Here is a 25,740-nt window from a genome sequence, read left to right on the forward strand (position 1 = left end):
CGCGATCCTCCACTTTCCTCCACCGGCTCTGGCCTGCGCTTTTGCCCCATTCTCGTGCGGAAAACTCCCGATTGGTGCTTGCAAGTGGAGGGAAGTGGAGTAATGTGGGGGCCACCGGAGCGGAGTGGGAAGGAGGTGGACCTTGTTCCTCGGCACGTATGAGCCGCGACTGGACGACAAGGGCCGCCTGATCCTGCCTGCGAAGTTCCGGGAGCCGATGTCGGCCGGAATCGTGATCACCCGTGGTCAGGACCGGTGCCTGTACGCCTATCCGCGTACCGAGTTCGAGCGGATCCTCGCCCGGATGCAGGACGCGTCCACCACGTCCAAGCGCAACCGGGACTACATGCGGGTGTTCCTCTCCGGCGCCTCGGACGAGATCCCGGACAAGCAGGGACGGGTGACCATCACGGGCAACCTGCGCAACTACGCGGGCCTCGGCCGTGAGCTGGCGGTCATCGGTGCCGGGACGAAGGTCGAGATCTGGGATCTGCAGGCCTGGAACACCTACCTGGACGAGAACGAACAAGCATTCGCCGACATCAGCGAGGAGGTCCTGCCCGGACTATGACGGCTCCGGCCCACCGATCGCCCTGCTCGGTCTCTCACCGCGACTCTGACGCACTTCCCCGGCGCCAGAGCAGGCGGGGGGAGTCCTGGTCGGGTGAGCGGAGGGCCACCCGACCACCCCAGTGAGGAGGGCCCCTCCACTTCCCTCCACCCCGACGGGCCCCCTCATCCGCATCCATCCATCGGCACCACCAGAGAGGCCAGCACGTGACGACATCGCCGGACCGGCACCTCCCCGTGCTGGCGCAGCGGTGCCTCGACCTGCTCGAGCCCGCGGTGGGAACACCCGGAGCGGTGCTCATCGATGCGACCCTCGGCCTCGGCGGACACGCCGAGGCCGCGCTACGTCGGTTCCCCGGCCTAGTGGTCGTGGGGATCGACCGGGACCCGGAGGCGATCGCCGCTGCGAGCCGCCGGCTGGCGGACTTCGGCGAGCGCTTCGTGCCCGTCCACGCCGTCTATGACGAGATCGCGCAGGTCGCGACCGTGCACGCCGGCGGTCGGGCTCAGGGGATCCTGTTCGATCTGGGTGTCTCGTCGATGCAACTGGACGAGGCAGAGCGCGGCTTCTCCTACGCCCAGGATGCTCCGCTGGACATGCGGATGGACCAGAGCACCGGGCGGACGGCGGCCGAGCTGCTGGCGCAGGAGCCGGAGAGTGAGCTGCGCCGGATCCTGTACGCCTACGGCGAGGAGAAGTTCGCCCCCCGGATCGCCCGCGCCCTGGTGCGCGCCCGGCAGGAGCGGCCCGTGGCGCGTTCCGGCGAGCTCGTCGACCTCGTCCGGGCGAACATCCCGCACGCCGCGCGCCGCACCGGCGGCAACCCGGCCAAGCGGACCTTCCAGGCGCTGCGCATCGCCGTCAACGCCGAGCTGGAGGTGCTGGCCCGCGCGATGCCGGCGGCCCTCGACTCGCTGGCCCTGCACGGTCGGATCGTCGTCGAGTCCTATCAGTCGCTGGAGGACCGCCTGGTCAAGCGAGCACTCGCTGCCGGGGCGACCTCGACCGCTCCCCCCGACCTCCCGGTCCCGCTGCCCGAGCAGGAGCCGACGTTGCGGCTGCTCACCAGGGGTGCCGAGCAGGCCGACGACGCCGAGCGCGAGCGCAACCCCCGCTCGGCGTCGGTGCGTGTACGGGCCGCCGAACGGATCCGCGAAGGGAGCCCCTCATGAGTGCACTACCGCTGCGCTCGCGGCCGCTGCCGGCCGGCGGGACCCGGTGGCGCCCGCGGCTGCGCATCGTCCGGGCACCGGAGGCCGGGCGCAGCCGGGTGCCGTTCATCATGCTCTGCCTGGGCATCCTCGGGGCCGCGCTGCTGAGCGTGCTGCTCCTCAACACCTCCATGGCGGCCACCTCGTACGAGATCCACGAGCAGCGGATCGCCCTGGCACGGCTGTCGGAGCAGCAGCAGACGCTGGCCCAGGAGGCGGACCGACTCGCCTCACCCACCCAGCTGGAGCGCGCGGCCGCAGAGATCGGGATGGAACCGGCGGGTCAGATCAGGTATCTGGTCCTGTCCGAGGGCAGGATTCTCGGTGAGGACGAGGCCCTCGTCGGCGAGGACTGAGACCACCGGTAGACGAGCGCGAGGCACGCAGAGATCGAGAGGACGAGACGATGGCATCAGGACGGGCCAACCCGGTCACCGCCGTCGGCACGCCGGAACGGCGGCAGGCGGTGTTGCTCGCGATGCTGCTGATCGTGCTGCTCGCGTTCACCGCGCGCCTGGTCTGGGTACAGCTCGTCCAGGGCCCCGGCCTGGCAGCCGCCGCTCAGGCAGCCAGGAGCTACACCTACACCGATCACGCCGCTCGTGGGGCGATCCTCGACAGCAACGGCACCGTGCTCGCCACCTCGGTGCAGACCTACCGTGTCGTGGCGGACCTGACCGCGATCCCCGCCTACCAGCCGCGCGACGCCGACGGCGAGATCACCGGCTATGGCGCCGCCGCCGCCGCCCGGGACCTGGCGGCGATGCTCGACCGCGACCGCAACCGGCTGGGGGCCGAGCTCGTGGGCGAGGACCGCTATCACATCGTCGCCCGCGAGGTGACGCCGGAGGTGTGGCAGGAGATCGCCGCCCTCAACATCCCCGGCATCTCCGCCGAGCAGACCGCCGAGCGCTCCTATCCCAACGGCAGCACGGCCGGCCAGATCGTCGGATGGGTCAACGACGAGGGCGACGGCGCCGCCGGCCTGGAGTCGACGCTGAACTCCCGGTTGCTCGGCACCGACGGGGAGTTCACGGTGGAGATCGGGGTCACCGGCCAGGTCATCCCGACCGGTCAGAACGCCTCGGCGCCTGCCGTCCCGGGATGTGACGTCCACCTGACCATCGACTCCGACCTCAACTGGTTCGCCCAGCGCACCATCGACGAGACCGTCGACACCTACGGTGCCGACTGGGGCGCCGTCGTGGTGGTCGACGTCGAGACCGGCGAGCTCCTGGCCCTGGCGGACTCGGATGCGGTGGACCCGCGCGATCCCGGCGCCTCACGCTACGCGGGCTCGAACGCGGTGCAGAGCGTGTACGACCCGGGGTCGACCGGCAAGGTCCTGACGGTCCTGTCCGCGCTCGAGGAGGGCGTGGTCACGCCGACCACGGCGGTCGATGACCCCTACCGCCTGACCACCGACAACGGCCAGACCTTCAGCGACCACAGTGAGCACCCCGACCAGGTGCTCACCGTGACCGGGGTGCTGGCGGAGTCGGCGAACACCGGCACGGTGAACATCGGCACGCTGATGAGCGACGAGACGCGATACGAGTACATGCAACGCCTCGGCTGGGGCAGCGAGACCGGCGTCGGCCTGCCGGGCGAGACGGCCGGCCTGTTGCCCCACTACGAGGACTGGGACGGCCGTCAGCGTTACACCACGATGTTCGGGCAGGGCCTGTCGGTGAACCTGCTGCAGAACACCGGCGTCTTCTCCACCATCGCCAACGACGGGGTGCGCATGCCGATGAGCATCGTCGACGGCTATGACTGTGCCGACGGCTACGAGGAGGTCGACCCCGGCGAGCCCGTGCGGGTGGTCTCGCAGGATTCGAGTGAGCAGATGATCCGGATGCTCGAGAGCGTCGTCAGCGACTCCGGCACGGGGGAGCGGGCTGCGATCGACGGCTACCGCATCGCGGGCAAGACCGGCACGGCGCAGATCCCGGATGGTAGCGGCGGTATCAGCGACGTGGCCGCCTCGTTCGTCGGGATCGCCCCGGCGGACGATCCGCGGATCGCCGTCGGCGTGGTGGTCTACCGGCCCGACAGCGGCTTCTTCGGAGGCACGATCGCGGCCCCGGTGTTCCAGGACGTGACCTCCTTCGCCCTGCAGTCCCTCGGGGTCCCGCCCAGTAGTGAGCCGGCCGACCCCTACCCGCTCCAGCCCGACGGTCAGTGACCGCCGCCGACCCGACGGACGGTAGATTCCATCTCCATGAACGCCACTCCCGCGGCCCGGACGACGGCAGACCTCGCCGCCGCCTTCGGGCTCGATCTGCTCGAGCCGGCCGGCGGCCACCCCGCCGCCGGCCGGCCCGTGACCGGTGTCAGCCTCGACAACCGGCTGACGGCGGCCGGTGACCTCTTCGCCGCCCTTCCGGGCGCCCGCACCCACGGCGCCGAGCACGCCCCCGCTGCCGTGGCCGCCGGCGCGGTCGCGATCCTGACCGACCGCGACGGCGTCGCACGTCTCGAACGGGCCGGTCTCGAGGTGCCCGTCCTGGTCGCCGCCGATGTGCGCGGCGTCCTCGGCCTCGTCAGTGCCGAGATCCTTCATCGTCCGGCGGAACGGATGCGCACCTTCGCCGTCACCGGGACCAACGGCAAGACCACGACGTCGTACCTGCTGGAGGAGATCCTCGGCGCGCTGGGGCGCACCACCGGGCTGATCGGGACCGTCGAGCTCAAGGTCGCCGGCGAGCGCACACCGGCGAAACTGACCACACCGGAGGCACCGCAGGTCCAGCACCTGCTCTCCCGGATGGCCGGGTCGGGGGTGACGGATCTGGTGATGGAGGTCTCCTCCCACGCGCTGGCGCTGCACCGCGTGGACCCGATCGTCTTCGACATGGTCGGCTTCACCAACCTGACGCCGGACCACCTCGACTTCCACGTCGACATGGACTCCTACTACCGCGCCAAGGCGGACCTCTTCACCCCTGCGAGAGCGCGGCGAGGCGTGGTGCTGGCCGAGGACCGGTGGGGTCGTCGCCTGGCCGAGGAGGCCACCATCCCCGTGGCCACGATCGGGATGCAGACGCCACCGGCCCGGCCGGACCCGGACACCGACTGGCTGATCTCCCTCACCCACGCCCGCCCGGACCACACCGAGTTCACGGTGACTCACCGGGACGGGCGGAGCGTGTCCACCCAGGTGTGGATGCCTGGACGGTTCAACGTTCTCAACGCCGCGGTGGCCGTGGTGATGGCCCTCGAGTCGGGCATCTCGGCCGCCGACCTCCACCACCATCTGCGGCGAGGCCTGCGGCCCACGGTCCCGGGTCGGATGGAACTGGTGGGCGAGCAGCCACGGTGCATCGTCGACTTCGCGCACAATGCCGATGCGCTCGAGCTGGTGCTGCGCGCGCTGCGGCCGACCACCCGCGGGCGCCTCGTCGTCGTCTTCGGGGCGACCGGGGAGCGGGACACCGCCAAGCGCCCGCGGATGGGTGAGATCGCGGTGCGCCACAGCGACGTGGTGGTCATCACCGACGACGACCCGCACGACGAGGATCCTGCGACGATCCGCGGTGAGGTGATGGCCGGCGCGCTCCGGGCGGTCGGCGCCGAGCAACGCACGGGCCGCACGATCGACCTGTTCGAGGTCGCTCCGCGCTCGACGGCGATCCGCCGCGCCGTGGCAGCGGCCGGGCCGTCCGACACCGTGCTGGTCGCGGGCCGGGGCCACGAGACCATCCAGGAGGTCGCCGGGGTCGAGCACCACCTCGACGACCGGGAGGAAGTGCGCGCCGCACTCGCCGAGCGAGCCTCCCGCGGGACCTCATGATCGCGCTCACCCTGGCCGAGATCGCGGCCCTCACCTCCGGCCGGCTCCACGACCGGAGCCCGGCCCCAGTGCCCGGCTCCGGACCTGCCGAGCTGGTGCAGGTCACCGCCGAGGCCGTCATCGACTCCCGCCGGGCCATGCCCGGGAGCCTGTTCGTCGCGGTCGCCGGCGAGCGGGTCGACGGCCACGAGTTCATCGACGCGGCCGCCGCGCAGGGTGCGGTGGCGGCGCTGGTCTCACGGCCCGTCCCCGACAGTCCTGTGCCCACGGTCCTCGTCCCCGACGTCCAGCTCGCCCTGGGCGCCCTGGCGCGCGAGGTGCTGGCCCGGCTGCGTGAGAGCGGCGCGATCAGCGTCGTCGCGATCACCGGATCCGTCGGCAAGACCAGCACCAAGGACCTGTTGGCCCAGCTGCTCACGCCGCTCGGGGACCTGATTGCCCCACCCGGATCCTTCAACAACGAGCTCGGCCTGCCGCTGACCGTGCTGCGCGCCACCGAGAGCACGCGTGTGCTCGTGCTCGAGATGGGGGCGGACCGCCTCGGCAACCTGACCTATCTGACCTCCATCGCCCCACCGGACATCGCCGTCGTGCTCGCGGTCGGCACCGCGCACCTGGGTGGCTTCGGGAGCGTCGAGGCGATCGCGGTGGCCAAGGCCGAGCTGGTGCAGGGTCTGCGACCGGACGGTGTCGCGGTGCTCAACGCCGACGACCCGCGGGTGGTGGCGATGGCCGAGCTCTCCGCCGGCGCCCACGTGCAGAGCTTCGCGCAGGTCGCCGACGCGCACGTCCGCGCCGGCGATGTCGTGCTCGATGCCGAGGGGCGCGCGACCTTCACCCTGCGTTCCGGCGCGGGCGAGGCGCGGACCCGGCTGGCGCTGGTCGGACGCCATCAGGTGAGCAACGCCCTCGCCGCTGCCACGGTCGCGCTGGCCCTCGGGCTCACGGTCCAGCAGGTCGCAGACGGGCTGAGCGTCGCCGCCGCGCTCAGCCCGCACCGGATGCACGTCCAGCCATGGGGTCGGCGTACGCTCATCGACGATGCCTACAACGCGAACCCGGACTCGATGCGGGCGGCGCTGGACGCCCTCGCGGCGATCGCCGGAGGCCGTCGCCGGGTGGCGGTCCTGGGCGAGATGCTCGAGCTGGGTGACATCAGTGAGTCCGCTCATGAGGAGATCGGCCGGTACGCCGCCCGCAGTGGAGCGGCGCTCGTCGTCGCCGTCGGCAGTGGCGCCGAGGCGCTGGCGCGCGGTGCCCGGGCGTCGGGCGTGCCCGACGTACGAGCGGTCGCTGACGTGAGCGTCGCCGAGCAGGTCCTGGCGCAGCACCTGGGCGAGGAGGACGTCGTGCTCGTGAAGTCCTCGAACTCGGCAGGCCTGGCCGCTCTCGCCGACCGGTTGCTGGGCGCGGGGGGCGGCGCGTGATCTCCATCCTCGTGGCCGGCGCGGTGGCGCTGGTGGTCTCGTTGCTCGGGACGCCGCTGTTCATCCGCTTCCTCGTGCACCGCAACTACGGCCAGTTCATCCGGCAGGACGGCCCGACGGCGCACTTCACCAAGCGTGGTACGCCCACCATGGGCGGGGTCGTCATCATCGTGGCCACGCTCGTGGCGTACACCTTCGCCAACGCGGTCACCGGCAACGTGCCGAGTGCCTCCGGGCTGCTGCTGCTCTTCCTGATGGTGGGCCTGGGCGTGGTGGGGTTCCTCGACGACTTCATCAAGATCAGCCGGCAGCGCTCGCTCGGGTTGAGTCCCACCTGGAAGATCGTCGGCCAGGGCCTGATCGGCGTGGCTTTCTCGGTGCTGGTGCTGCAGTTCCCGAACGAACGGTTCCGGACGCCGGCGAGTACCGAGCTCTCGTTCTCGCGGGACCTCGGCATCGATCTGGCCTTCGCCGGAGCCACCCTCGGGCTGCTCCTGTTCGTGATCTGGGCCAACTTCCTCATCACCGCCTGGTCGAATGCGGTCAACCTGACGGACGGCCTCGACGGGCTGGCCACCGGTGCCTCGATGTTCGTCTTCGGCGCCTACACGCTGGTCACCATCTGGCAGACGAACCAGTCCTGCCAGGTGTTCTCGAGCGTGGGCCCGAGCTGCTACGAGGTCCGGGACCCGCGTGACCTGGCGATCGTGGCGGCGGCGATCGTCGGCGCGTGCTTCGGTTTCCTGTGGTGGAACGCCTCGCCGGCGAAGATCTTCATGGGCGACACCGGCGCCCTCGCCCTCGGTGGTGCCCTCGCGGGGATGACGATCCTGACCCGCACCGAGATCCTCGGGGCGATCATCGGCGGCCTGTTCGTGGTGATCATCCTCTCCGACGTCATCCAGATCGGCTTCTTCAAGGCGACCGGGCGGCGCGTGTTCAAGATGGCCCCCCTGCACCACCACTTCGAGCTGATGGGCTGGGGCGAGGTGACCATCGTTATCCGGTTCTGGATCATCGCCGCGCTGTGTGCCAGCCTCGGCCTCGGCATCTTCTACGCCGAGTGGGTCGCCGGATGATCGACGCGCTGCGCGGCCGGGACGTGCTCGTGGCCGGCCTGGGGGTCTCCGGCCGAGCGGCCGTGGAGGCGTTGGTCGAGGTCGGAGCCCGCGTCACCGCCGTCGACGCCGACCCGGCCCGTGCCGACGGCGTGCCGCCCGGCGTGCGGGTCCTCACCGGGTCACCGGCGATGGTGACCGAGGGCATGGCCGCGCACCCTCCCGAGCTCGTCGTCGCCTCGCCCGGGTGGCGCCCGTCCTCGCCGGTGCTGCGCGCCGCGTCCGAGCACCGGGTCCCGGTGTGGAGCGAGGTCGAGCTCGCTTGGCAGATGTGCGCCCCGGACGTGCGGTGGCTGACGATCACCGGGACGAACGGCAAGACCACCACCGTCGGCATGCTGGAGCAGATGCTCCTCGCCCGCGGCTGGCGCGCCCAGGCGGTGGGCAACGTCGGCACCCCGATCACGACGACGGTGCTGGCAGCCCGGGCCGGTGGGGACCCGATCGATGCCCTCGCGGTAGAGCTGTCCAGCTTCCAGCTGCACTACACCCACTCGCTCTCCCCGGTGGCGTCGGTCTGCCTGAACATCGACGCCGACCACCTCGACTGGCACGGATCCATGGATGCCTACGCCGGGGCGAAGGCACGCGTGTACTCCCGCACCCGGAGGGCGTGCGTGTACAACGCGGCCGATCCGCGCACCCGGCAGATGGTCGAGGAGGCGGACGTGATCGAGGGAGCACGCGCCGTCGGGTTCACCCTCGGCATGCCCGCGATCGGCCAGGTGGGCATGGTCGAGGACCTGCTCGCCGACCGTGCCTTCGCTCCCGACCGGCAGACCCACGCGGCCGAGCTCGCCACGCTCGAGGACCTGAGACATCTCGGCGGTGCAGCGAGCCCCGGCAGCACCCTCGAGGTGGCGCCGCACATCGTGGCCAACGCGCTCGCCGCCGCCGCTCTCGCCCGTGCGGCCGGAGTCGAGCCGGAGGCGATCGGCGCCGGTCTGCGGGCCTACCGGCCCGGGGCGCACCGGATGAGCGAGGTCGCCGAGGTCGGCGGGGTGCGCTACGTGGACGACTCCAAGGCCACCAACGCCCACGCCGCCGCGGCTGCGCTGGCGGCGATGGAGCCGGGCCGGACCATCTGGATCGCGGGGGGCCTGGCCAAGGGGGCCGAGCTGGGGGGCCTGGTGGCCGCCCACGCCGACAGGCTGCGTGCCGTCGTGGTGATCGGCCGCGATCCCGAGCCGGTCGCGGGTGCGCTACGACGACACGCGCCCGACATCCCACGCCTGGTGGTCCCCGCTGGTGAGACTGACGTCATGGAAACGGCGGTCGAGGCGGCGCGGGGCCTGGCGCACCCGGGCGATGTGGTGCTGCTCGCCCCGGCGTGCGCATCGATGGATCAGTTCGACTCCTACGCCGCGCGCGGTGACGCCTTCGCGGCAGCGGTCCGCTCCCTGGAGGAGCGCTCGTGAGCACCGCCGCACCCGCCCGACGGCGGCCCACCAGCTCATCCCGTACGTCGTCGCCCCGTCGGGCCCCGGCACGCAAGCCCGCAGCGCCCAAGCCTGCAGCACGCAAGCCTGCGGCACGCACCCGGCGTGCTGCCTGGACCGAGAGCGCCGCGTGGCAGTCACCGGTGACCAGCTACTACCTCATCGGCGGCTCGACGCTGCTGCTGCTCGCGCTCGGGTTGATCATGGTGCTCTCCGCCTCCTCGATCCCCTCCCTGCGCGACGGCGGCTCGATCACCAGCGGGTTCCGGAACCAGGCGCTGTACGCCGTCCTCGCCCTGCCCGTGGCCTACGCGATCTCGCGGCTGCCGGTGGGGTGGATCCGCTGGCTCGCCTGGCCGGCGATGCTCGGCACGCTGGCGTTGCAGGTGTTGCTGTTCACCCCGTTGGCCGTCGCTGAGGGTGGTAACGCCGCCTGGGTGCAGCTCGCCCCGGGCGTGGTCTTCCAGCCCTCGGAGTTCGGCAAGTTCGGTCTGGCCGTCTGGCTGGGTGCCGTCCTGGCCACGAAGGGCCGGCTGCTGCGGCACTGGTCCCACGTGCTCTTCCCCGCTGTCGTGGTGGCGGGCCTGTTCCTGGGCACGGTGCTCTACAGCCACGACGTCGGCACCGGGCTGATCCTCATCATGCTCGCCGGGGGAGCCCTCTGGGTGGCCGGGGTGCCGCTGTCGAAGTTCGTGGTCGCGGGCTCGGCCGTGATCGCCGGCGTGGCCTTCCTGGTGATCTCCTCGCGCAACCGCACCGCGCGCGTCATGCAGTTCCTCGGCATGGGCGGTGGTTCGGACCCGCTCGGCGCGGACATGCAGCCCCGGCGTGCCCTCGAGGGTCTCGGTACCGGTGGGATCTCCGGCGTCGGCCTCGGCGCCTCGCGGGAGAAGTGGCTCTGGCTGCCCGCCGCCGAGGATGACTACATCTTCGCGATCATCGGCGAGGAGCTGGGACTGCTCGGCTGCCTGCTCGTCCTCGGTCTCTTCGCGGCCCTGGCGGTCGGTTTCTCCCGGGTCATCCGCCGCCACCCGGACCCGTTCGTGAAGATCGCCACCGCGGCCATCGGCTGTTGGGTGCTGGGGCAGGCGCTGGTCAACATCGCCGTGGTCATCGGCCTGCTGCCCGTGATCGGCGTCCCGCTGCCGTTGCTGTCCAAGGGCGGGTCGGCGCTGGTGACCACCATGGCAGCGCTGGCCGTGGTGCTCGCGTTCGCGCGCTCCGAGCCCGGGGCACGGGAGGCGATGGCAGCCCGGCGCGGGTCGATGCGCCGTTCCCTCGCGGTGATCGCCTCCGGAGGCCGCGGGCGTGGCTGACCACATCGTGCTCGCCGGCGGGGGATCGGCCGGGCACGTGAACCCCCTGCTGGCCACGGCCGCCGAGCTGCGCGCCCGCGAGCCCGGGCTCGCGCTGACCGTCCTCGGGACGGCCGAGGGACTGGAGGCCGAGCTCGTGCCCGCCGCGGGCCTGGAACTGACGGTGATCGACCGGGTGCCGATGCCCCGGCGGCCGAACGCCGACGCGCTCCGGTTCCCGGGGCGGTGGCGACGGGCGATGCGCACGGCCGGTGCCGCCGTCGCCGGTGCCCGGGCGGTGGTGGGATTCGGCGGCTATGTGGCGAGCCCCGCCTACCTGGCGGCGCGCCGGCTCGGAGTCCCGATCGTGATCCACGAGCAGAACGCGCTGCCGGGCCTGGCGAACCGGCTCGGAGCCCGCTGGGCCGACGCCGTCGGGGTCACGTTCTCCGGCACGCCGCTCCCGCGGGCGCGCTGGGTGGGACTCCCGCTGCGCCGCACGATCTCCGACCTGCTCGCCGAACGGGCGCAGGACGCGCCCGGACGTGCCGCTGCGGCGGCGGCGACCCTGGGGCTGGACCCTGGCCGGCTCACCGTCGTGGTCACCGGTGGCTCCCTCGGGGCGCGCCGGCTGAACGAGCAGGTGCCGCTCGTGGCCGCCGAACTCGTGGCCGCCGGCGCGCAGGTCCTGCACGCCACCGGGCGCGGCAAGCTCGAACCGGTGCGCGCCGCCGTCGCCGCGATGGCGCCGGAGGTGGCCGCGCACTACCACGCGGTGGACTACCTCGGCGAGATGCACGAGGCCCTCGCTGTCGCCGACCTGATGATCGGCCGGGCGGGCGCCGGGACGGTCGGTGAGCTCGCCGCCCTGGGCATCCCGGCCATCTACGTGCCGCTCCCGGTGGGCAACGGCGAGCAGCGCCGCAATGCCGCCGGCGTGGTGGACGCGGGCGGGGGACTGCTGGTCGAGGACCCGCAGCTGACACGCGCGTGGCTGCTCGAGCACGCGGTCCCCCTGATCGGGCAAAGGGGCCGGTTGCGGTCGATGGCGCAGGCGGCGGAATCCGCCGGCGTCCGCGACGGGGCAGCCCGCCTGGTCGACCTCGTTGATGAGGCCGTCGCGCGGAGGTCGGCGTGAGGGTGCACCTGGTCGCGATCGGCGGCGCCGGGATGTCGGTGATCGCCGAGCTGCTGCTCGCCGGTGGGGCGCAGGTCTCCGGGTCCGACCGGCAGGACTCGCCGGTGCTGCGACGGTTGGCCGGGCTGGGTGCCACGGTGCACGTGGGTCACGACGCCGAGCACGTCCGTGGCGCCGACCGGGTGGTGGTCTCGTCGGCGATCGGCGCCGACAACGTCGAGGTGCGGGCAGCCCGGGCCGCCGGTGTCGAGGTCGTGCACCGGTCGGTCGCCCTCGCTCAGGCCGCGGCCGGGAAGGACTTCGTCGCGGTGGCCGGCGCGCACGGCAAGACGACCACGTCCGCAATGCTGGCGGTCGCGCTGGACCATGCCGGTCTCGACCCGTCCTTCGCGATCGGTGGCGCGGTGCTGGCACTCGGGTCCGGGGCCCGGGCCGGGCGGGGCTCGGCGTTCGTCGCCGAGGCCGACGAGTCCGACGGGTCCTTCCTCAACTACACGCCCCGGGTGGCGGTGGTGACCAACATCGAGCCCGATCATCTCGACCACTACGGGACGGCCGCGGCCTTCGAGGCCGCCTTCGACGCCTTCGCTGAGCGCGTCGTCGGGGGAGGGGTGGTCATCACCTGCGCCGACGACGCCGGCGCTGCGCGCTTCGCCGCCCGGCTGGGATCCAGCGGGATCCGGGTGCTCACCTATGGCACCGGCGCGACGGCGGACGTGCGTCTGGAGCGGGTGCGGCTGGACGCCGGCGGTGCCGGGGCGCGACTCGTCGGCCCCGGGGGCGAGGTCCAGCTCGAACTGGCAGTGCCCGGCGAGCACAACCTGCGCAACGCGGCCGCGGCGTGGTGCGCCGGCGTCGAGCTGGGCGTGCCGGGGGAGACGATGGCCGCCGGGCTGGCGTCCTTCACGGGGACGGCCCGCCGGTTCGAGCACCGGGGCAGCGCCGCCGGCGTGCGAGTGGTCGACGACTACGCGCACAACCCGACCAAGGTCGCCGCTGCCATCCGCACCGGCCGGGGCGCGGCCGGCGAGGGGCGCCTGCTGGTCCTGTTCCAGCCCCATCTGTTCTCCCGCACCCGGATGTTCGCCACGGAGTTCGCCGAGGCACTCGGTACGGCCGACGAGGTGGTGCTTACCGCCATCTACCCGGCCCGTGAGGAGCCGGTGCCTGGGGTCACCTCGGCACTGGTGGCCGACCGGGTGCCCCAGGCGCGCTACGTGCCCGATCACCGGCGTGCGGCCCACGCCGTCGCGGACATGGCACGCGAGGGGGACCTCGTGATGACCATCGGCGCCGGCGACGTCACCGAGATGGCCGACGTGATCCTGCAGCGGCTGCGGGAGCGCTCGTGAGAGCCCCGGCTCAGCCGCGCCGGCGCGCCTCCGAGCCGCCTTCCCGGCCCACACCCGCCCCGCCCCGCGCCGCCCCGCGCCGCCCCGACCCGCGGCGCCGCAGCAAGCAGCGCGAGCCCGCTCCCACGGCTCCCGCCGCGGGCCCCTCGGCGATCGGTCAGCTGGCCGACCGGCTCCGGGAACGCCGAGCCGCCGTCCGCCGGCTGCGCTGGCGCATGGTGACGGCCATCGCGCTCTCGGTGCTGGTCGTGGCTGCGCTGGCCTGGGTCGTCCTCGCCTCCCCGCTGCTCGTGGTCCGTGCTGCGGACGTGGAGGTCACCGGAACCACCACGCTCGTCCCGGAGGCCGAGGTGCTCGAGCTCGCGGCCGGTACCCACGGAGAGCCGGTCGCGCGGGTCGACACCGGTGCCCTCGCCGAGGAGATCCGCGCCCTGGCAGCCGTGCGCGACGTGCAGGTCCGGCGCGCCTGGCCGAACGGGCTCTCGATCGCCATCGACGGCCGCGTCCCGGTCGCGACCGTCGCCGACGGCGACGAGTACGCCGTCCTGGACGCCGAGGCCGTCACGGTGGCACGACGAGCCGAGCCGATCGAGGGGCTCGCGCAGGTCACCGTGCCCCTCGGCGAGGGGGGGGCGGCCGCGGCGCTGGAGGCGGTGCTGACGGTGCTCGCGGCGCTCCCGGACGATCTGGGTGAGCAGGTCATCAGCGCCGGTGCGCAGACCCCGTACCAGGTCCGGCTCACGCTGGCCGACGGTGCCGAGGTGGTCTGGGGCAGTGCCGGCGAGAACGAGCTGAAGTCCGAGGTGCTGCGCACGTTGCTGCCCACCGGTGCGGGTGTGTACGACCTGTCCGCGCCGCGCGCTCCCGTGACCTCCGACTGAGACCCGCCGGCGACACACCCGCGGATGTCGTTGCCCTGGTGGGGCACGAGACCTAGCGTCATGGGTGCCAGGAAATGACATAACTCTTACCTTCAAGTTGAGGGTTAGGGTTTGGGACGTGGGTCAGCAGAACCCGAGCACGAGCACCGGACGAGAGGGATCGACGTGGCGGCACCGCAGAACTATTTGGCGGTCATCAAGGTGGTCGGGATCGGCGGTGGGGGCGTCAACGCCGTCAACCGCATGATCGAGGTCGGGTTGAAGGGCGTGGAGTTCATCGCCGTCAACACCGATGCGCAGGCCTTGCTGATGAGTGATGCCGACGTCAAGCTGGACGTCGGGCGAGAGCTGACCCGGGGGCTCGGCGCCGGCGCCGACCCCGAGGTCGGCAAGAAGGCCGCCGAGGACCACACCGAGGAGATCGAGGAGGTCCTGCGCGGGGCCGACATGGTCTTCGTGACGGCCGGCGAAGGTGGCGGCACCGGCACCGGTGGCGCACCGGTGGTGGCAAAGATCGCCCGGTCGCTGGGTGCCCTGACCATCGGTGTGGTGACCCGGCCGTTCACCTTCGAGGGGCGCCGTCGTGGCGTGCAGGCCGATTCCGGGATCGAGGCGCTGCGTGCGGAGGTCGACACGCTCATCGTCATCCCGAACGACCGGTTGCTCTCGATCAGCGACCGGAACGTGTCGGTGCTGGACGCCTTCAAGTCGGCCGACCAGGTGCTGCTCTCCGGTGTGCAGGGCATCACCGACCTGATCACCACGCCCGGCCTGATCAACCTGGACTTCGCCGATGTGAAGTCCGTCATGCAGGGCGCGGGCACAGCCCTGATGGGCATCGGTTCGGCGCGGGGCGAGGACCGGGCCGTGCAGGCCTCCGAGCTGGCGATCTCCTCGCCGTTGCTGGAAGCAAGCATCGACGGCGCCCACGGGGTGCTGCTGTCCATCCAGGGTGGGAGCGACCTGGGCCTGTTCGAGATCCACGAGGCGGCCCGGCTGGTGCAGGAGGCGGCTCACCCCGAGGCGAACATCATTTTCGGTGCGGTCATCGACGACGCCCTCGGCGACGAGGTGCGGGTGACGGTCATCGCCGCCGGCTTCGACCAGAACGCGCCCGGGCGACCGGGAGCCAGTGCAGCGGCACGGCAGGCCCAGGCGGCCGCCGCACCGGCGGAGCGTGAGGCTCCTGCCGTGCCGGCGCGTGCCGAGGAGCCGGAGGTCGAGACCGAGACCGAGACGGTGCCGCCGAGTCCGCCCGCGCCCGAGCCGCAGCGGGACCACGAGCCCCGCCCGACGGCGAATCCGCTCGAGGTGCCGCGGGTCTTCGATGAGGACTCCCGCCGCCGCGACGACGACCTCGACGTGCCCGACTTCCTCAAGTGAGGTGCTGACCGCCGACCTGGGCCCGGGAGTGCTCGGCGGGTTCATCACCCGCGCCGGTGGCGTCAGTCGCGCTCCCTACGACTCGCTCAACCTCGGCGGACACGTCGGTGACGACCCGGTGCTCGTCGGCGCCAACCGCCGGGCACTGAGCGACCGTATCGGCGCGCCGACGGTGTTCCTGGACCAGCGGCATTCCGCAGACGTTGCGGTGGACCCGGCACCGGGCGAGGAACCGGTAGCCGATGCCCTGGTGCTGACAGGAGCCGGTGCTGCCGCTGCCGTGCTGGTGGCGGACTGCGTGCCGGTCCTGCTGGTCGGTCTCGATGCCCGTGGGCGGCCCGGTGCGGTGGCGGCCGTCCACGCCGGTCGGCGCGGTCTGCTCGGTGGGGTGGTGACCAGAGCCATCGAGGCAGTCGCGGCCACCGGGCACGTGGTCCGGCGAGCGGCCATCGGCCCCGCCATCTGCGGGCGGTGCTACGAGGTGCCCGACCAACTGCAGCAGGAGTCGCTCGCCCTGCTGCCCGAGCTCGAGGCCCGGACCTCGTGGGGCACGCCCGCCCTCGACCTGCCCGCCGGCGCGCGAGCCCAGGTGGAGTCGGCCGGGGTGGAGCACGTGGACGTGCACGCGGCCTGCACCCGGGAGGATGCTCGCTGGTACTCCTACCGGCGCGAGGGCACGACGGGACGCTTCGCCGGCGTGATCCGGCTCGACCGTCCCGACCGGGAGCGACACGCCGACGCGCTTGGCGCGGCTGCGGTCGGCACCTGGTCTAGCGTCTAGACCAATGCCGACCGTCCGGTCAGCCCGAGCAGAAGAGGAGCAGGCATGGGAGCGCTGCGCAAGACGATGCTGTACCTCGGCCTCTCCGAGGCCGAGGCTGAGCGTGAGGAGCGGTACGCCGAGGAGCCCTATGCCGAGGGCTACGAGCCGCTCGCGCACGAGCACGACGATGACGACGACTACACCGGCGCGGTCCAGGAGGCCCAGGTGACCCCGATCAGTCAGGCAGCCTCCCACAGCGGCCACAACCTGCGCCGGATCACCACCGTGCACCCGCGCTCCTACACCGACGCCAAGTCGATCGGTGAGGCGTTCCGTGCCGGCACCCCGGTCATCATGAACCTGACCGACATGTCGGACGCGGAGGCCAAGCGCCTCGTCGACTTCTCCGCCGGCCTGATCTTCGGCCTGCACGGCAGCATCGAGCGCGTCACCAACAAGGTGTTCCTCCTCTCCCCGGCCACCGTGGAGGTCGCCAGCGAGCGCCGCGAGCCGGAGACCACCGCGCGATTCTTCAACCAGAGCTGACGTGGGCTGGCTCTTCGGGATCCTCTACATCCTCGTCCTGCTCTTCCTGGTCGCCATGCTGGTCCGGATGGGCTTCGACTGGGTGACCTACTTCGCGAGGGACTGGAAGCCGCGGGGCCTGGCCTTGGTGGTCGCCGAGATCGTCTACACCCCGACCGACCCGCCGTTGCGTGCGCTCCGGCGGTTGATCCCGCCGCTGCGACTCGGCGGGATCGCGCTGGACGTCGGCTTCATCATCTTGCTCTTCGGCTGCTGGATCCTGCTCGCGATCCTGTCGACGCTGGCGTCAATGTGACGCGTACGATGTGATCATCCGCTACGGTGATCGCCGAACCCCCATAACTTCGTGTCAGCACCATCGCTGAACCGACCGACACAGACCGAGGTGACGAGAATGGCTCTGCTCACGGCAGACGACGTCCTCAACAAAAAGTTCCAACCCACCAAGTTCCGTGAGGGGTACGACCAGGACGAGGTGGACGACTTCCTCGACGAGGTCGTCAACACCCTGCGTGTCGTGGGCGGCGAGAACGAGGAGCTGAAGGCCAAGCTCGAGGCCGCGGAGCGTCGTATCGCGGAGATGTCCGGCGGTGCCCCGGCACCGGCCGAGGCCCCTGCCGAGCAGACCACGCAGTTCTCCCCGGTGGCTGCCGAGGAGCCCGCGGAGGAGGCCGTCGCCCCGGAGCAGCCGGTGCACGAGGCGCCCAGCGAGGATGCGGTCACCGCCGCGCCGGCCGCCCCGGTCGCCGAGAACGGGACCGAGCCGGAGTCGGCCACGGGCATGCTCCAGCTTGCCCAGCGTCTGCACGACGAGTACGTGAGCAACGGTAAGGCCGAGGCTGACCGCCTTCTCTCGGAGGCGCGCCTGGAGGGTGAGCGCATCACCCGTGAGGCCGACGACCAGCGCAACCGCACGCTCAGCCAGCTCGAGAGCGAGCGGTCACTGCTCGAGCGCAAGATCGACGAGCTGCGCGTGTTCGAGCGTGACTACCGCACCCGTCTCAAGAGCTACCTCGAAGGCCTGCTCACCGACGTCGAGGGCCGCGGCAGCATCGGATCGCAGTACGGCGCGGACGAGAACGAGGCACGGCGGCCGTAGCCGCACCTGCACACTGACCATGACGGCGGGTCCCCACCGATCGGGGGCCCGCCGTCGTCATGATCGAGGAGACGTACCGCCATGACAGGCGCAGCACCCGGGGCGCACCAGCCGTCCGACGCCGCTGGGGCGGTGGGCCGCAGGCCGCTCGCGCTGATGGCCGGACCGGCACTGGCGATCCTCGTCCTCGACCAGGCCTCCAAGCAGCTGGTGCTGGGCCGCCTCGAGGAGGGGACCTACCAGCCGGTCCTCGGCGACCTGCTCGGGCTCAGCCTGGTGTTCAACCCGGGAGCGGCCTTCTCCTTCGCCGAGGGGGCCACCTGGCTGTTCACCGTGGCCGCCGTGGTGGTCACCGCGGTGATCGTGGTGCTGGCGCGGCGGGTGCGCTCGCGCGCCTGGGCGCTGGTCCTGGGAGGCCTGCTCGGGGGCAATCTGGGCAACCTGATCGATCGCCTACTGCGTGACCCGGGCTTCGGGGTCGGGCACGTGGTCGATTTCATCAACTACGCGGGCTTCTTCGTCGGCAACGTGGCCGACATCGCGATCGTGCTGGGCGCGATCGGCATCGCGATCCTGAGCCTGCGCAGCATCCCGTTGAGCGGCGTGCCGAGCCAGGAGGCCCACGACGACGCCGACAGCACCCCCACGGACGAGGGGCGGCATGGCTGACGTCCGTTCCTTGCCCGTGCCCGACGCCTTGGCGGGCGAGCGGGTCGACGCGGCGCTCTCGCGGATGCTCGGGCTCAGCCGTACCAAGGCGGCCGAGCTCGCCGCCGACGGTGGCGTGCTGCTGGACGGGCGCCCGCTGGGCAAGTCCGACCGGCTGACCGCGGGCGGCTGGCTGGAGGTGACCATCCCCGATCTCTCCCCGCAGCCGGTGCTCCCGCCGGAGCCGGTGCCCGGGATGGCCATCCGGCTCGACGACGACGACGTCGTGGTGGTGGACAAGCCGGTCGGCGTGGCCGCTCACCCCAGCCCGGGCTGGAGCGGACCCACGGTGGTCGGCGGACTGGCGGCGGCCGGCTACCGGATCGCCACCTCCGGGGTGGCCGAACGCCAGGGTGTGGTGCACCGCCTGGACGTGGGCACCTCCGGCCTGATGGTGGTCGCCAAGAGCGAGCGGGCGTACACCCTGCTGAAGCGGGCGTTCAAGGAGCGCACCGTCGAGAAGGTCTACCACGCCGTCGTGCAGGGCCACCCCGACCCGACCAGTGGCACCGTGGACGCCCCGATCGGGCGCCACCCCAAGCATGACTACAAGTGGGCGGTGGTGGCCGACGGACGCCCGAGCATCACCCACTACAGCACGCTCGAGGCCATGCGCGCAGCGAGCCTGCTGGAGATCCATCTCGAGACCGGGCGCACCCACCAGATCCGGGTGCACATGTCGGCGCTGCACCACCCCTGCGCGGGGGACCTGACCTATGGGGCGGACCCGGTGCTGGCACGTCGACTCGGGCTGCAGCGCCAGTGGCTGCACGCGATGCGCCTGGGGTTCACGCACCCGGGCACCGGCTCCTGGGTCGAGGTGAGCAGCAGCTATCCCGCCGACCTGCAGTCGGCGCTGGACGGTCTCCGGGATGGCTGAGCCGGCGGTCGTCGTCGAGCGTGTCGATCCGGCGGACCCGACGGCCCTGGCGCGCGTGCACCGCATCCGGTTCGAGGTCTTCGTCGACGAGCAGGGGGTCGCCCCGGCCGACGAGCTCGACGATCGCGACGCCGGCGCCGTCCATCTGCTCGCCATCGGGTCCCGCGCCGGGGCGCCGCAGGCGCAGGACCTGGGCACGGCCCGTCTGCTCGACGACGGTCCCGGCCTGGCCCACGCCTCCCGGGTGGCGGTGCGTCGGCCCGGCCGCGGTCGCGGCGTCGGGCGGATGCTGATGGCTGCACTGGAACGGGAGGCGCTGGCCCTACATGCCGATCGCGCCGCGGAGATCCGGATGGTGCTCTCCGGGCAGGAGTCCGCGCTGGGTTTCTACGCTGCGCTGGGCTACGCCGTCGGCTCCGAACGGTACCTCGACGCCGGGATCTGGCATCGCGACGCCGTGAAGGTGCTGCGGCCCGGAGGCTCCTGAGTGGACTGGTGGGCACTGGCCGCGGCCCTGGGCTACTGCGCGCTCTCGGCGGTGGTGATGGTGCTCCCGGCCGAGGCTTACCTGGTCGGCGCCGCGGTGGTCACCGACGCACCGCCGCTGGGGCTGGCCCTGGCCGGAGCGATCGGCCAGGTGGGCGGCAAGATGCTGTCCTACCTGGTGGGGCGCGGCGTGCTGGACCTGGCACGGTTGCGGGTGCGGCCGAACGAGCGCTGGCGCGAGCGGATGCGGCGGGTCGAGCAGTGGTGTGCCGAGCACAGCTGGGGCCCGCTCGCGGTCACCGGCGTCAGTGCGTTCGCCGGGGCTCCGCCCTACGCCCTGGTGGCCGTGCTCGCCGGCTCGCTGCGGATGCGGTGGTGGGTCTTCGGCGCCACCTCGCTGGTCGGCCGGTTCGCCCGGTTCTGGGCCGTGGTGAGCGTGCCGCACCTGCTGCCGGACGCGCTGTTCGGGATCTGATCAGCCGCGCAGCTGGGCCAGGCGTGCCATCGCGGCCGCGATCGTGGCCTCGGACTTGACGAAGGTGAACCGGAGCCACGTGCGCAGGTCCTCCTCCACCGGCGAGCCCTCGGTCGTGAACGCCGTGGCCGGGACCGCCACCACCCCGCACAGCTGCGGCAGCCGCCGGCAGAGCTCGTCACCGGTGGCGATACGGGATCCGGCGAGAGCGCCCCGCAGCAGGTCTGCGGCGTCGGCCATCACGAAGTAGCTGCCCGCGGCGGGGGCCGGAGCGAAGCCCGCCGCACGCAGTCCGGAGGTCAGCTGGTCGCGGCGACGCGCGAGGGAGTCCCGCAGCGAGGGCAGCCACCCGGCGTCGGGGCCGGTCGAGGTCTCCAGGTCGAGCGCGAGCGCGATCGCGGGCTGGAACGGGGCGCCGCTGGTGTAGGTGAGGAACTGCTTGACCGTGCGCACCGCCTCGACGAGCTCGGCCGGCCCGGTGGCCCACCCGATCTTCCAGCCGGTGACCGAGAAGGACTTCCCGGCCGAGGAGACGGTCAGCGTCCGCGCCGCCATCCCCGGCAGGGTGGCGATGGGGGTGTGCACGAGGCCGTCGTAGGTCAGGTGCTCGTAGACCTCGTCGGTGACCACGATCGCGTCGTGCTCACGGGCCAGGCGGGCCACCTCCGCCAGCTCGGTCGCCTCGAGCACCGCACCGGTGGGGTTGTGGGGGCTGTTGAGCAGGATCACGCGGGTGCGGCTGGTGACGGCGGCGCGCAGGCTCGCCAGGTCCACCCGCCACCCGCTGGCGCCGGGGACCAGTGCGGCGCGCGTGTGGCGCGCGCCCGAGAGTGCGATCGTGGCCGCGTAGGAGTCGTAGTAGGGCTCCAGGGTGAGCACCTCGTCGCCGGGGCCGGCCAGGGCCAGCACCGCCGCCGCGATCGCCTCGGTGGCGCCGGTGGTCACCAGCACCTCGGTGTCGGGGTCGAGGTCGATGCCGTAGTGGCGCTGCTGGTGCGCTGCGATCGCGCGCCGCAGCTCGGCCACCCCGGGCCCGGGCGGGTACTGGTTGACGCCGTCGCGGATGAGCTGGGCGGCCGCGTCGGTGACGGCGGCCGGGCCGGGCTCGTCCGGGAAGCCCTGCCCGAGGTTGACCGCCCTCGTGTGCACCGCCAGTGCCGTCATCTCGGCGAAGATCGTCGGCCGGGTGGTGCCGTCGGGCGTGAGCAGCCCGGCGGCGCCGGCCACCTGCTGCCAGGGTGCGGGGGAGGGGGTCATACCTGCTCTCCGGATGGGGGTCGTGCCAGCGATCGTAGGCCCTTCGGGCGCCGGTGGCGGACGGCTGCTGCGGGGGTCGGACCTCGTAGACTGACCCCCATGTCAGCCGACTTCGTCCACCTGCACGTGCACACCGAGTACTCGATGCTGGACGGGGCGGCCCGGCTGGACGATCTGTTCACCGAGGCGCAGCGGCTGGGGCAGAGTGCGGTGGCGATGACCGACCACGGCTATCTCTTCGGTGCCTACGACTTCTGGTCCAAGGCCCGCAAGTACGGGATCAAGCCGATCATCGGCGTCGAGGCCTATGTCACGCCCGGCACGAGCCGGTTCGACAAGACGCGCGTGCGGTGGGGCGAGGCCGACCAGGCCGGGGACGACGTCTCCGCCCGCGGCGCCTACACGCACATGACGATCCTCGCCAAGGACACCCCCGGGATGCACAACCTGTTCCGGATGAGCTCGCTGGCCTCGCTCGAGGGGCAGCTGGGCAAGTGGCCACGGATGGACCGGGAGCTGCTGGAGACCTACAGCCAGGGGCTGATCGCCACCACCGGATGCCCCTCCGGCGAGGTGCAGGTCCGGCTCCGGCTGGGCCAGTACGAGGAGGCGGTGCGGGCCGCCGGTGAGCTGCAGGACATCTTCGGCAAGGAGAACTACTACGTCGAGCTGATGGATCACGGCCTCGACATCGAACGCCGCGTCACCAAGGACCTGCTGCGGCTGGCCAAGGAGATCGGCGCCCCGCTGCTGGCCACCAACGATCTGCACTACACCTCCCGGGAGGACGCCCATGCCCACGAGGCGCTGCTGTGCGTGCAGTCCGGCTCCACCCTCGAGGAGCCCACCTACGACCAGGGCGGCAAGCGGTTCGCGTTCGGCGGCAGCGGCTACTACCTGAAGTCGGCCGAGGAGATGCGCGAGCTGTTCGCCGAGTTCCCCGAGGCCTGCGACAACACCCTGCGGGTGGCCGAGCAGTGCGAGGTGGCCTTCACCGAGGAGGTGGGCCGCTACATGCCCCACTACCCGGTGCCCGAGGGGGAGGACGAGGTCTCCACCTTCGTCAAGGCGGTCGAGACCGGCCTGCAGGAGCGTTACGGCGGTGTGGTGCCGGAGGCCTCGCGCAAGCAGGCCGAGTACGAGATCGGGGTCATCACCGGGAAGGGGTACGCCGGGTACTACCTCGTGGTCGCCGACTTCATCAACTGGGCCAAGGAGAACGGCATCCGGGTGGGCCCGGGCCGCGGGTCCGGGGCGGGCTCGATCGCCGCGTACGCGATGAGCATCACCGAGCTCGACCCGCTCGAGCACGGGTTGATCTTCGAGCGCTTCCTCAACCCCGAGCGTGAGTCGATGCCCGACTTCGACATCGACTTCGACGAGCGCCGTCGTGGTGAGGTGATCAAGTACGTCAGTGACAAGTACGGCGAGGACAAGGTCACCTACATCGTGACCTACGGCACCATCAAGGCCAAGCAGGCGCTGAAGGACTCCTCGCGCGTGCTCGGCTACCCCTTCGCCATGGGGGAGAAGCTGACCAAGGCCATGCCGGCCGCCGTCATGGGCAAGGACGTCTCCCTGGCCGGGATGTTCGACCCCGACGACAAGCGGTACGCCGAGGCGGACGAGTTCCGTCAGGTCGTCCAGTCCGATCCGGACGCCCAGCGGGTGCTGGAGACCGCCCGCGGGCTGGAAAACCTCAAGCGGCAATGGGGGGTGCACGCCGCCGGTGTGGTCATCGCCAGCGAGCCGCTGCTGGACATCATCCCCATCATGCGCCGCGAGCAGGACGGCGCCGTGATCACCCAGATCGACTTCCCCGCGGGGGAGGACCTGGGCCTGGTCAAGATGGACTTCCTCGGCCTGCGCAACCTCACCATCCTCGACGACGCGCTCGACAACATCGTCATCAACGGCAAGGAGCCGGTGCGGGTGGAGGACCTGCCGCTGGATGACCGCGCCACCTATGAGCTCCTGGGCCGCGGGGAGACGCTGGGACTGTTCCAGCTCGACGGCGGTGGCATGCGCTCGCTGCTGCGGATGATGAAGCCGGACAACTTCGAGGACATCTCCGCCGTCGGTGCGCTGTACCGGCCGGGACCGATGGGGGCGAACTCCCACACGAACTACGCGCTGCGCAAGAACGGCCAGCAGCCGATCACCCCGATCCATCCCGAGCTCGCCGAACCGCTCGAGAGCATCCTCGGCACCACCTACGGCCTGATCGTCTATCAGGAGCAGGTGATGGAGATCGCGCAGAAGTTGGCCGGCTACTCCCTGGGCCAGGCCGACCTGCTCCGGCGCGCGATGGGCAAGAAGAAGAAGTCGGTGCTCGATGCCGAGTACTCCAACTTCGAGGCCGGGATGACCGCCAACGGTTACTCCGCGAACGCCGTCAAGACGCTCTGGGAGATCCTGCTCCCGTTCTCCGACTACGCCTTCAACAAGGCCCACTCGGCCGCCTACGGAGTGGTCTCCTACTGGACCGCCTACCTCAAGGCCCATTACGCCTGCGAGTACATGGCGGCGCTGCTGACCTCCACCCGGGACGACAAGGACAAGTCGGCCCTGTATCTGGGCGAGTGCCGCCGGATGCGGATCACGGTCCTGCCGCCCGACGTCAACGAGTCCGCCGCGCAGTTCACCCCGGTCGGGACCGACATCCGGTTCGGGTTGGCGGCGGTGCGCAACGTCGGGCAGAACGTGGTGGCCGCGATCGCCAGGGCCCGGGAGGAGAAGGGGGAGTTTACCTCCTTCACCGACTTCCTCGACAAGGTGCCGGCCGTGGTGTGCAACAAGCGCACCATCGAGTCCCTCATCAAGGCCGGCGCCTTCGACTCTCTCGGCCACACCCGCCGGTCGCTGCTGATGATCCACGAGCAGGCGGTGGACGCCGTCATCGGGGTCAAGCGCAAGGAGGCCGAGGGTCAGTTCGACCTGTTCGCCGGACTGGGCGGCGACGGCGACGACGGTGCGGGTGCCTCCGGCTTCGCCGTCGAGGTGCCCGAGCTGCCCGAGTGGGACAAGAAGCAGAAGCTCGCCTTCGAGCGCGAGATGCTCGGACTGTACGTCTCCGACCACCCGCTCTCGGGCATCGAGCACGTGCTCACCCAGGCGGCCGACGTCTCCCTGGCCACGCTCACCACCGACGAGACCCGGCCCGACGGGTCCACGGTCACCATCGCCGGGCTCATCACCTCCTTGCAGCGGAAGATGTCCAAGCAGGGCAACCCGTGGGCCGCGGTGACGATCGAGGACATGGAGGGCTCGGTCGAGGTGATGTTCTTCGGCGAGACCTACCTGGCCTACTCCACGGTGCTCGCCCAGGACCAGGTCGTCGTCGTCAAGGGCCGCATCCGGCGCCGGGACGAGACCCTCTCGCTGCAGGCGATGGAGGTCACGCTGCCCGATGTCACCGTGGGCGAGTCGGCCCCGGTGATGGTGCGTATCCCCGAGGCCCGGTGCAGCGAGCCGGTGCTGCTGCAGCTGCGGGACGTGCTCTCCACCCATCCCGGGGTGAGCGAGGTGCATGTGCGGCTGACGGCACCGGGGCGGGCGACCGTGATGCGGCTCGAGGATGCCCTGCGGGTGGAGCGCACCCCGGCGCTGTTCGGTGACCTCAAGGCCCTGCTGGGACCGAACTGCCTGACCTGAGGTGGACGCCGGCGCCTCAGCCGGTGACCTGCAGCCGGCACGCGCCGGTCGGCAGGTCCACCTCGACCTCGTCCCCGACGACGAGCTGACGGCCGCGGCGGGTCTCGACCTGGCCGTTCACCCGGACCGCCTCGTCGGCCAGCAGCAGCCGGGCGCCGGCACCGTCCTCGACCAGCCCGGCGAGCTTGAGCAGCTGTCCGAGGCGGATCATCTCGTCGCTGATGGGCACGGTCTGGACGTCGGCGCGGGTCATCGTGCCAT

The 25,740-nt window shown here is 71.7% G+C and carries 24 protein-coding genes; 22 read left to right on the forward strand and 2 right to left on the reverse strand.

What is annotated here, in order from left to right; all coding sequences use genetic code 11:
• The first annotated feature begins 142 nt into the window (after window positions 1-142).
• The 21 genes from mraZ (at window position 143) to LQF12_RS06590 (ending at window position 20,568) form a co-directional block, all read left to right on the forward strand.
• A complete protein-coding gene (mraZ, locus tag LQF12_RS06490; protein ID WP_231055151.1) occupies window positions 143-571 on the forward strand; it encodes a division/cell wall cluster transcriptional repressor MraZ in 429 nt (142 codons plus the stop codon).
• A 206-nt stretch (window positions 572-777) separates the two neighbouring features.
• Window positions 778-1,743 carry a 16S rRNA (cytosine(1402)-N(4))-methyltransferase RsmH gene (gene rsmH / locus LQF12_RS06495; RefSeq protein ID WP_231055152.1) on the forward strand — a complete coding sequence of 322 codons (966 nt, stop codon included), beginning with the start codon at window positions 778-780 and terminating at the stop codon, window positions 1,741-1,743.
• A complete protein-coding gene (ftsL, locus tag LQF12_RS06500; RefSeq protein WP_231055153.1) occupies window positions 1,740-2,138 on the forward strand; it encodes a cell division protein FtsL in 399 nt (132 codons plus the stop codon). Before rsmH ends, ftsL begins: the two co-directional genes overlap by 4 nt.
• A 50-nt stretch (window positions 2,139-2,188) precedes the next feature.
• A complete protein-coding gene (locus tag LQF12_RS06505; RefSeq protein ID WP_231055154.1) occupies window positions 2,189-3,970 on the forward strand; it encodes a peptidoglycan D,D-transpeptidase FtsI family protein in 1,782 nt (593 codons plus the stop codon).
• A 36-nt stretch (window positions 3,971-4,006) separates the two neighbouring features.
• On the forward strand, window positions 4,007-5,578 hold the full coding sequence (locus tag LQF12_RS06510) for a UDP-N-acetylmuramoyl-L-alanyl-D-glutamate--2,6-diaminopimelate ligase (protein ID WP_231055155.1): 1,572 nt from the start codon (window positions 4,007-4,009) through the stop codon (window positions 5,576-5,578).
• Window positions 5,575-7,005, forward strand: a complete 1,431-nt coding sequence (locus tag LQF12_RS06515) for a UDP-N-acetylmuramoyl-tripeptide--D-alanyl-D-alanine ligase (protein ID WP_231055156.1) — start codon at window positions 5,575-5,577, stop codon at window positions 7,003-7,005. Before LQF12_RS06510 ends, LQF12_RS06515 begins: the two co-directional genes overlap by 4 nt.
• Entirely contained in the window at window positions 7,002-8,084 is a 1,083-nt protein-coding gene (mraY, locus tag LQF12_RS06520) for a phospho-N-acetylmuramoyl-pentapeptide-transferase (RefSeq protein WP_231055157.1), read from the forward strand. Before LQF12_RS06515 ends, mraY begins: the two co-directional genes overlap by 4 nt.
• Window positions 8,081-9,541, forward strand: coding sequence for a UDP-N-acetylmuramoyl-L-alanine--D-glutamate ligase (gene murD, locus LQF12_RS06525; RefSeq protein WP_231055158.1), 1,461 nt, complete (start codon window positions 8,081-8,083; stop codon window positions 9,539-9,541). Before mraY ends, murD begins: the two co-directional genes overlap by 4 nt.
• A 164-nt stretch (window positions 9,542-9,705) precedes the next feature.
• Window positions 9,706-10,878: an FtsW/RodA/SpoVE family cell cycle protein gene (locus LQF12_RS06530; protein WP_231055159.1), complete on the forward strand. Its 1,173-nt coding sequence runs from the start codon at window positions 9,706-9,708 to the stop codon at window positions 10,876-10,878.
• The gene (gene murG / locus LQF12_RS06535) at window positions 10,871-11,995 is read left to right on the forward strand and encodes an undecaprenyldiphospho-muramoylpentapeptide beta-N-acetylglucosaminyltransferase (protein ID WP_231055160.1); all 1,125 of its coding nucleotides are present in this window, start codon (window positions 10,871-10,873) and stop codon (window positions 11,993-11,995) included. The genes LQF12_RS06530 and murG overlap by 8 nt, the downstream gene beginning before the upstream one ends.
• Complete coding sequence (gene murC / locus LQF12_RS06540) at window positions 11,992-13,347, forward strand: UDP-N-acetylmuramate--L-alanine ligase (protein WP_231055161.1); 1,356 nt, start codon at window positions 11,992-11,994, stop codon at window positions 13,345-13,347. Before murG ends, murC begins: the two co-directional genes overlap by 4 nt.
• Window positions 13,344-14,228: a cell division protein FtsQ/DivIB gene (locus tag LQF12_RS06545; RefSeq protein WP_231055162.1), complete on the forward strand. Its 885-nt coding sequence runs from the start codon at window positions 13,344-13,346 to the stop codon at window positions 14,226-14,228. Before murC ends, LQF12_RS06545 begins: the two co-directional genes overlap by 4 nt.
• A gap of 165 nt (window positions 14,229-14,393) precedes the next feature.
• A complete protein-coding gene (gene ftsZ / locus LQF12_RS06550) occupies window positions 14,394-15,611 on the forward strand; it encodes a cell division protein FtsZ (RefSeq protein WP_231055163.1) in 1,218 nt (405 codons plus the stop codon).
• 1 nt (window position 15,612) lies between these two features.
• A complete protein-coding gene (locus LQF12_RS06555; RefSeq protein ID WP_231055164.1) occupies window positions 15,613-16,392 on the forward strand; it encodes a purine nucleoside phosphorylase YfiH/LACC1 family protein in 780 nt (259 codons plus the stop codon).
• Between the two features lie 45 nt (window positions 16,393-16,437).
• Window positions 16,438-16,920 carry a cell division protein SepF gene (locus LQF12_RS06560; RefSeq protein WP_231055165.1) on the forward strand — a complete coding sequence of 161 codons (483 nt, stop codon included), beginning with the start codon at window positions 16,438-16,440 and terminating at the stop codon, window positions 16,918-16,920.
• Window position 16,921: 1 nt separating this feature from the next.
• Complete coding sequence (locus LQF12_RS06565) at window positions 16,922-17,215, forward strand: YggT family protein (protein ID WP_231055166.1); 294 nt, start codon at window positions 16,922-16,924, stop codon at window positions 17,213-17,215.
• Between the two features lie 99 nt (window positions 17,216-17,314).
• Window positions 17,315-18,019 carry a DivIVA domain-containing protein gene (locus tag LQF12_RS06570; protein ID WP_231055167.1) on the forward strand — a complete coding sequence of 235 codons (705 nt, stop codon included), beginning with the start codon at window positions 17,315-17,317 and terminating at the stop codon, window positions 18,017-18,019.
• 81 nt (window positions 18,020-18,100) lie between these two features.
• Window positions 18,101-18,688 (forward strand): signal peptidase II, encoded by a 588-nt coding sequence (gene lspA, locus LQF12_RS06575; protein ID WP_231055168.1) that lies wholly within the window; start codon window positions 18,101-18,103, stop codon window positions 18,686-18,688.
• Window positions 18,681-19,607 carry an RluA family pseudouridine synthase gene (locus tag LQF12_RS06580; protein ID WP_231055169.1) on the forward strand — a complete coding sequence of 309 codons (927 nt, stop codon included), beginning with the start codon at window positions 18,681-18,683 and terminating at the stop codon, window positions 19,605-19,607. Before lspA ends, LQF12_RS06580 begins: the two co-directional genes overlap by 8 nt.
• Window positions 19,600-20,094, forward strand: a complete 495-nt coding sequence (locus LQF12_RS06585; protein ID WP_231055170.1) for a GNAT family N-acetyltransferase — start codon at window positions 19,600-19,602, stop codon at window positions 20,092-20,094. The genes LQF12_RS06580 and LQF12_RS06585 overlap by 8 nt, the downstream gene beginning before the upstream one ends.
• Window positions 20,095-20,568, forward strand: a complete 474-nt coding sequence (locus LQF12_RS06590) for a YqaA family protein (protein WP_231055171.1) — start codon at window positions 20,095-20,097, stop codon at window positions 20,566-20,568. It begins immediately after the preceding gene.
• Here LQF12_RS06590 and LQF12_RS06595 read toward each other — a convergent pair whose 3' ends face one another.
• Window positions 20,569-21,825: an aminotransferase class I/II-fold pyridoxal phosphate-dependent enzyme gene (locus LQF12_RS06595; RefSeq protein WP_231055172.1), complete on the reverse strand. Its 1,257-nt coding sequence runs from the start codon at window positions 21,823-21,825 to the stop codon at window positions 20,569-20,571.
• 99 nt (window positions 21,826-21,924) lie between these two features.
• Here LQF12_RS06595 and dnaE point away from each other — a divergent pair, with 99 nt between their 5' ends.
• A complete protein-coding gene (gene dnaE, locus LQF12_RS06600) occupies window positions 21,925-25,479 on the forward strand; it encodes a DNA polymerase III subunit alpha (RefSeq protein ID WP_231055173.1) in 3,555 nt (1,184 codons plus the stop codon).
• Window positions 25,480-25,495: 16 nt separating this feature from the next.
• Here the strand turns inward: dnaE and LQF12_RS06605 are convergent, their stop codons facing one another.
• The gene (locus LQF12_RS06605; protein ID WP_231055174.1) at window positions 25,496-25,732 is read right to left on the reverse strand and encodes an RNA-binding S4 domain-containing protein; all 237 of its coding nucleotides are present in this window, start codon (window positions 25,730-25,732) and stop codon (window positions 25,496-25,498) included.
• Window positions 25,733-25,740: the final 8 nt, after the last annotated feature.

Source organism: Ruania suaedae, assembly GCF_021049265.1.
Classification (GTDB): domain Bacteria; phylum Actinomycetota; class Actinomycetes; order Actinomycetales; family Beutenbergiaceae; genus Ruania; species Ruania suaedae.

Coding starts and splice junctions, on each gene's coding strand:
- ftsL (WP_231055153.1), top strand. CDS start 1,740: ATGAGTGCACTACCGCTGCGCTCGCGGCCGCTGCCGGCCGGCGGGACC.
- LQF12_RS06505 (WP_231055154.1), top strand. CDS start 2,189: ATGGCATCAGGACGGGCCAACCCGGTCACCGCCGTCGGCACGCCGGAA.
- LQF12_RS06510 (WP_231055155.1), top strand. CDS start 4,007: ATGAACGCCACTCCCGCGGCCCGGACGACGGCAGACCTCGCCGCCGCC.
- LQF12_RS06515 (WP_231055156.1), top strand. CDS start 5,575: ATGATCGCGCTCACCCTGGCCGAGATCGCGGCCCTCACCTCCGGCCGG.
- murD (WP_231055158.1), top strand. CDS start 8,081: ATGATCGACGCGCTGCGCGGCCGGGACGTGCTCGTGGCCGGCCTGGGG.
- LQF12_RS06560 (WP_231055165.1), top strand. CDS start 16,438: ATGGGAGCGCTGCGCAAGACGATGCTGTACCTCGGCCTCTCCGAGGCC.
- LQF12_RS06570 (WP_231055167.1), top strand. CDS start 17,315: ATGGCTCTGCTCACGGCAGACGACGTCCTCAACAAAAAGTTCCAACCC.
- lspA (WP_231055168.1), top strand. CDS start 18,101: ATGACAGGCGCAGCACCCGGGGCGCACCAGCCGTCCGACGCCGCTGGG.
- LQF12_RS06580 (WP_231055169.1), top strand. CDS start 18,681: ATGGCTGACGTCCGTTCCTTGCCCGTGCCCGACGCCTTGGCGGGCGAG.
- LQF12_RS06585 (WP_231055170.1), top strand. CDS start 19,600: ATGGCTGAGCCGGCGGTCGTCGTCGAGCGTGTCGATCCGGCGGACCCG.
- LQF12_RS06595 (WP_231055172.1), bottom strand. CDS start 21,825: ATGACCCCCTCCCCCGCACCCTGGCAGCAGGTGGCCGGCGCCGCCGGG.
- dnaE (WP_231055173.1), top strand. CDS start 21,925: ATGTCAGCCGACTTCGTCCACCTGCACGTGCACACCGAGTACTCGATG.
- LQF12_RS06605 (WP_231055174.1), bottom strand. CDS start 25,732: ATGACCCGCGCCGACGTCCAGACCGTGCCCATCAGCGACGAGATGATC.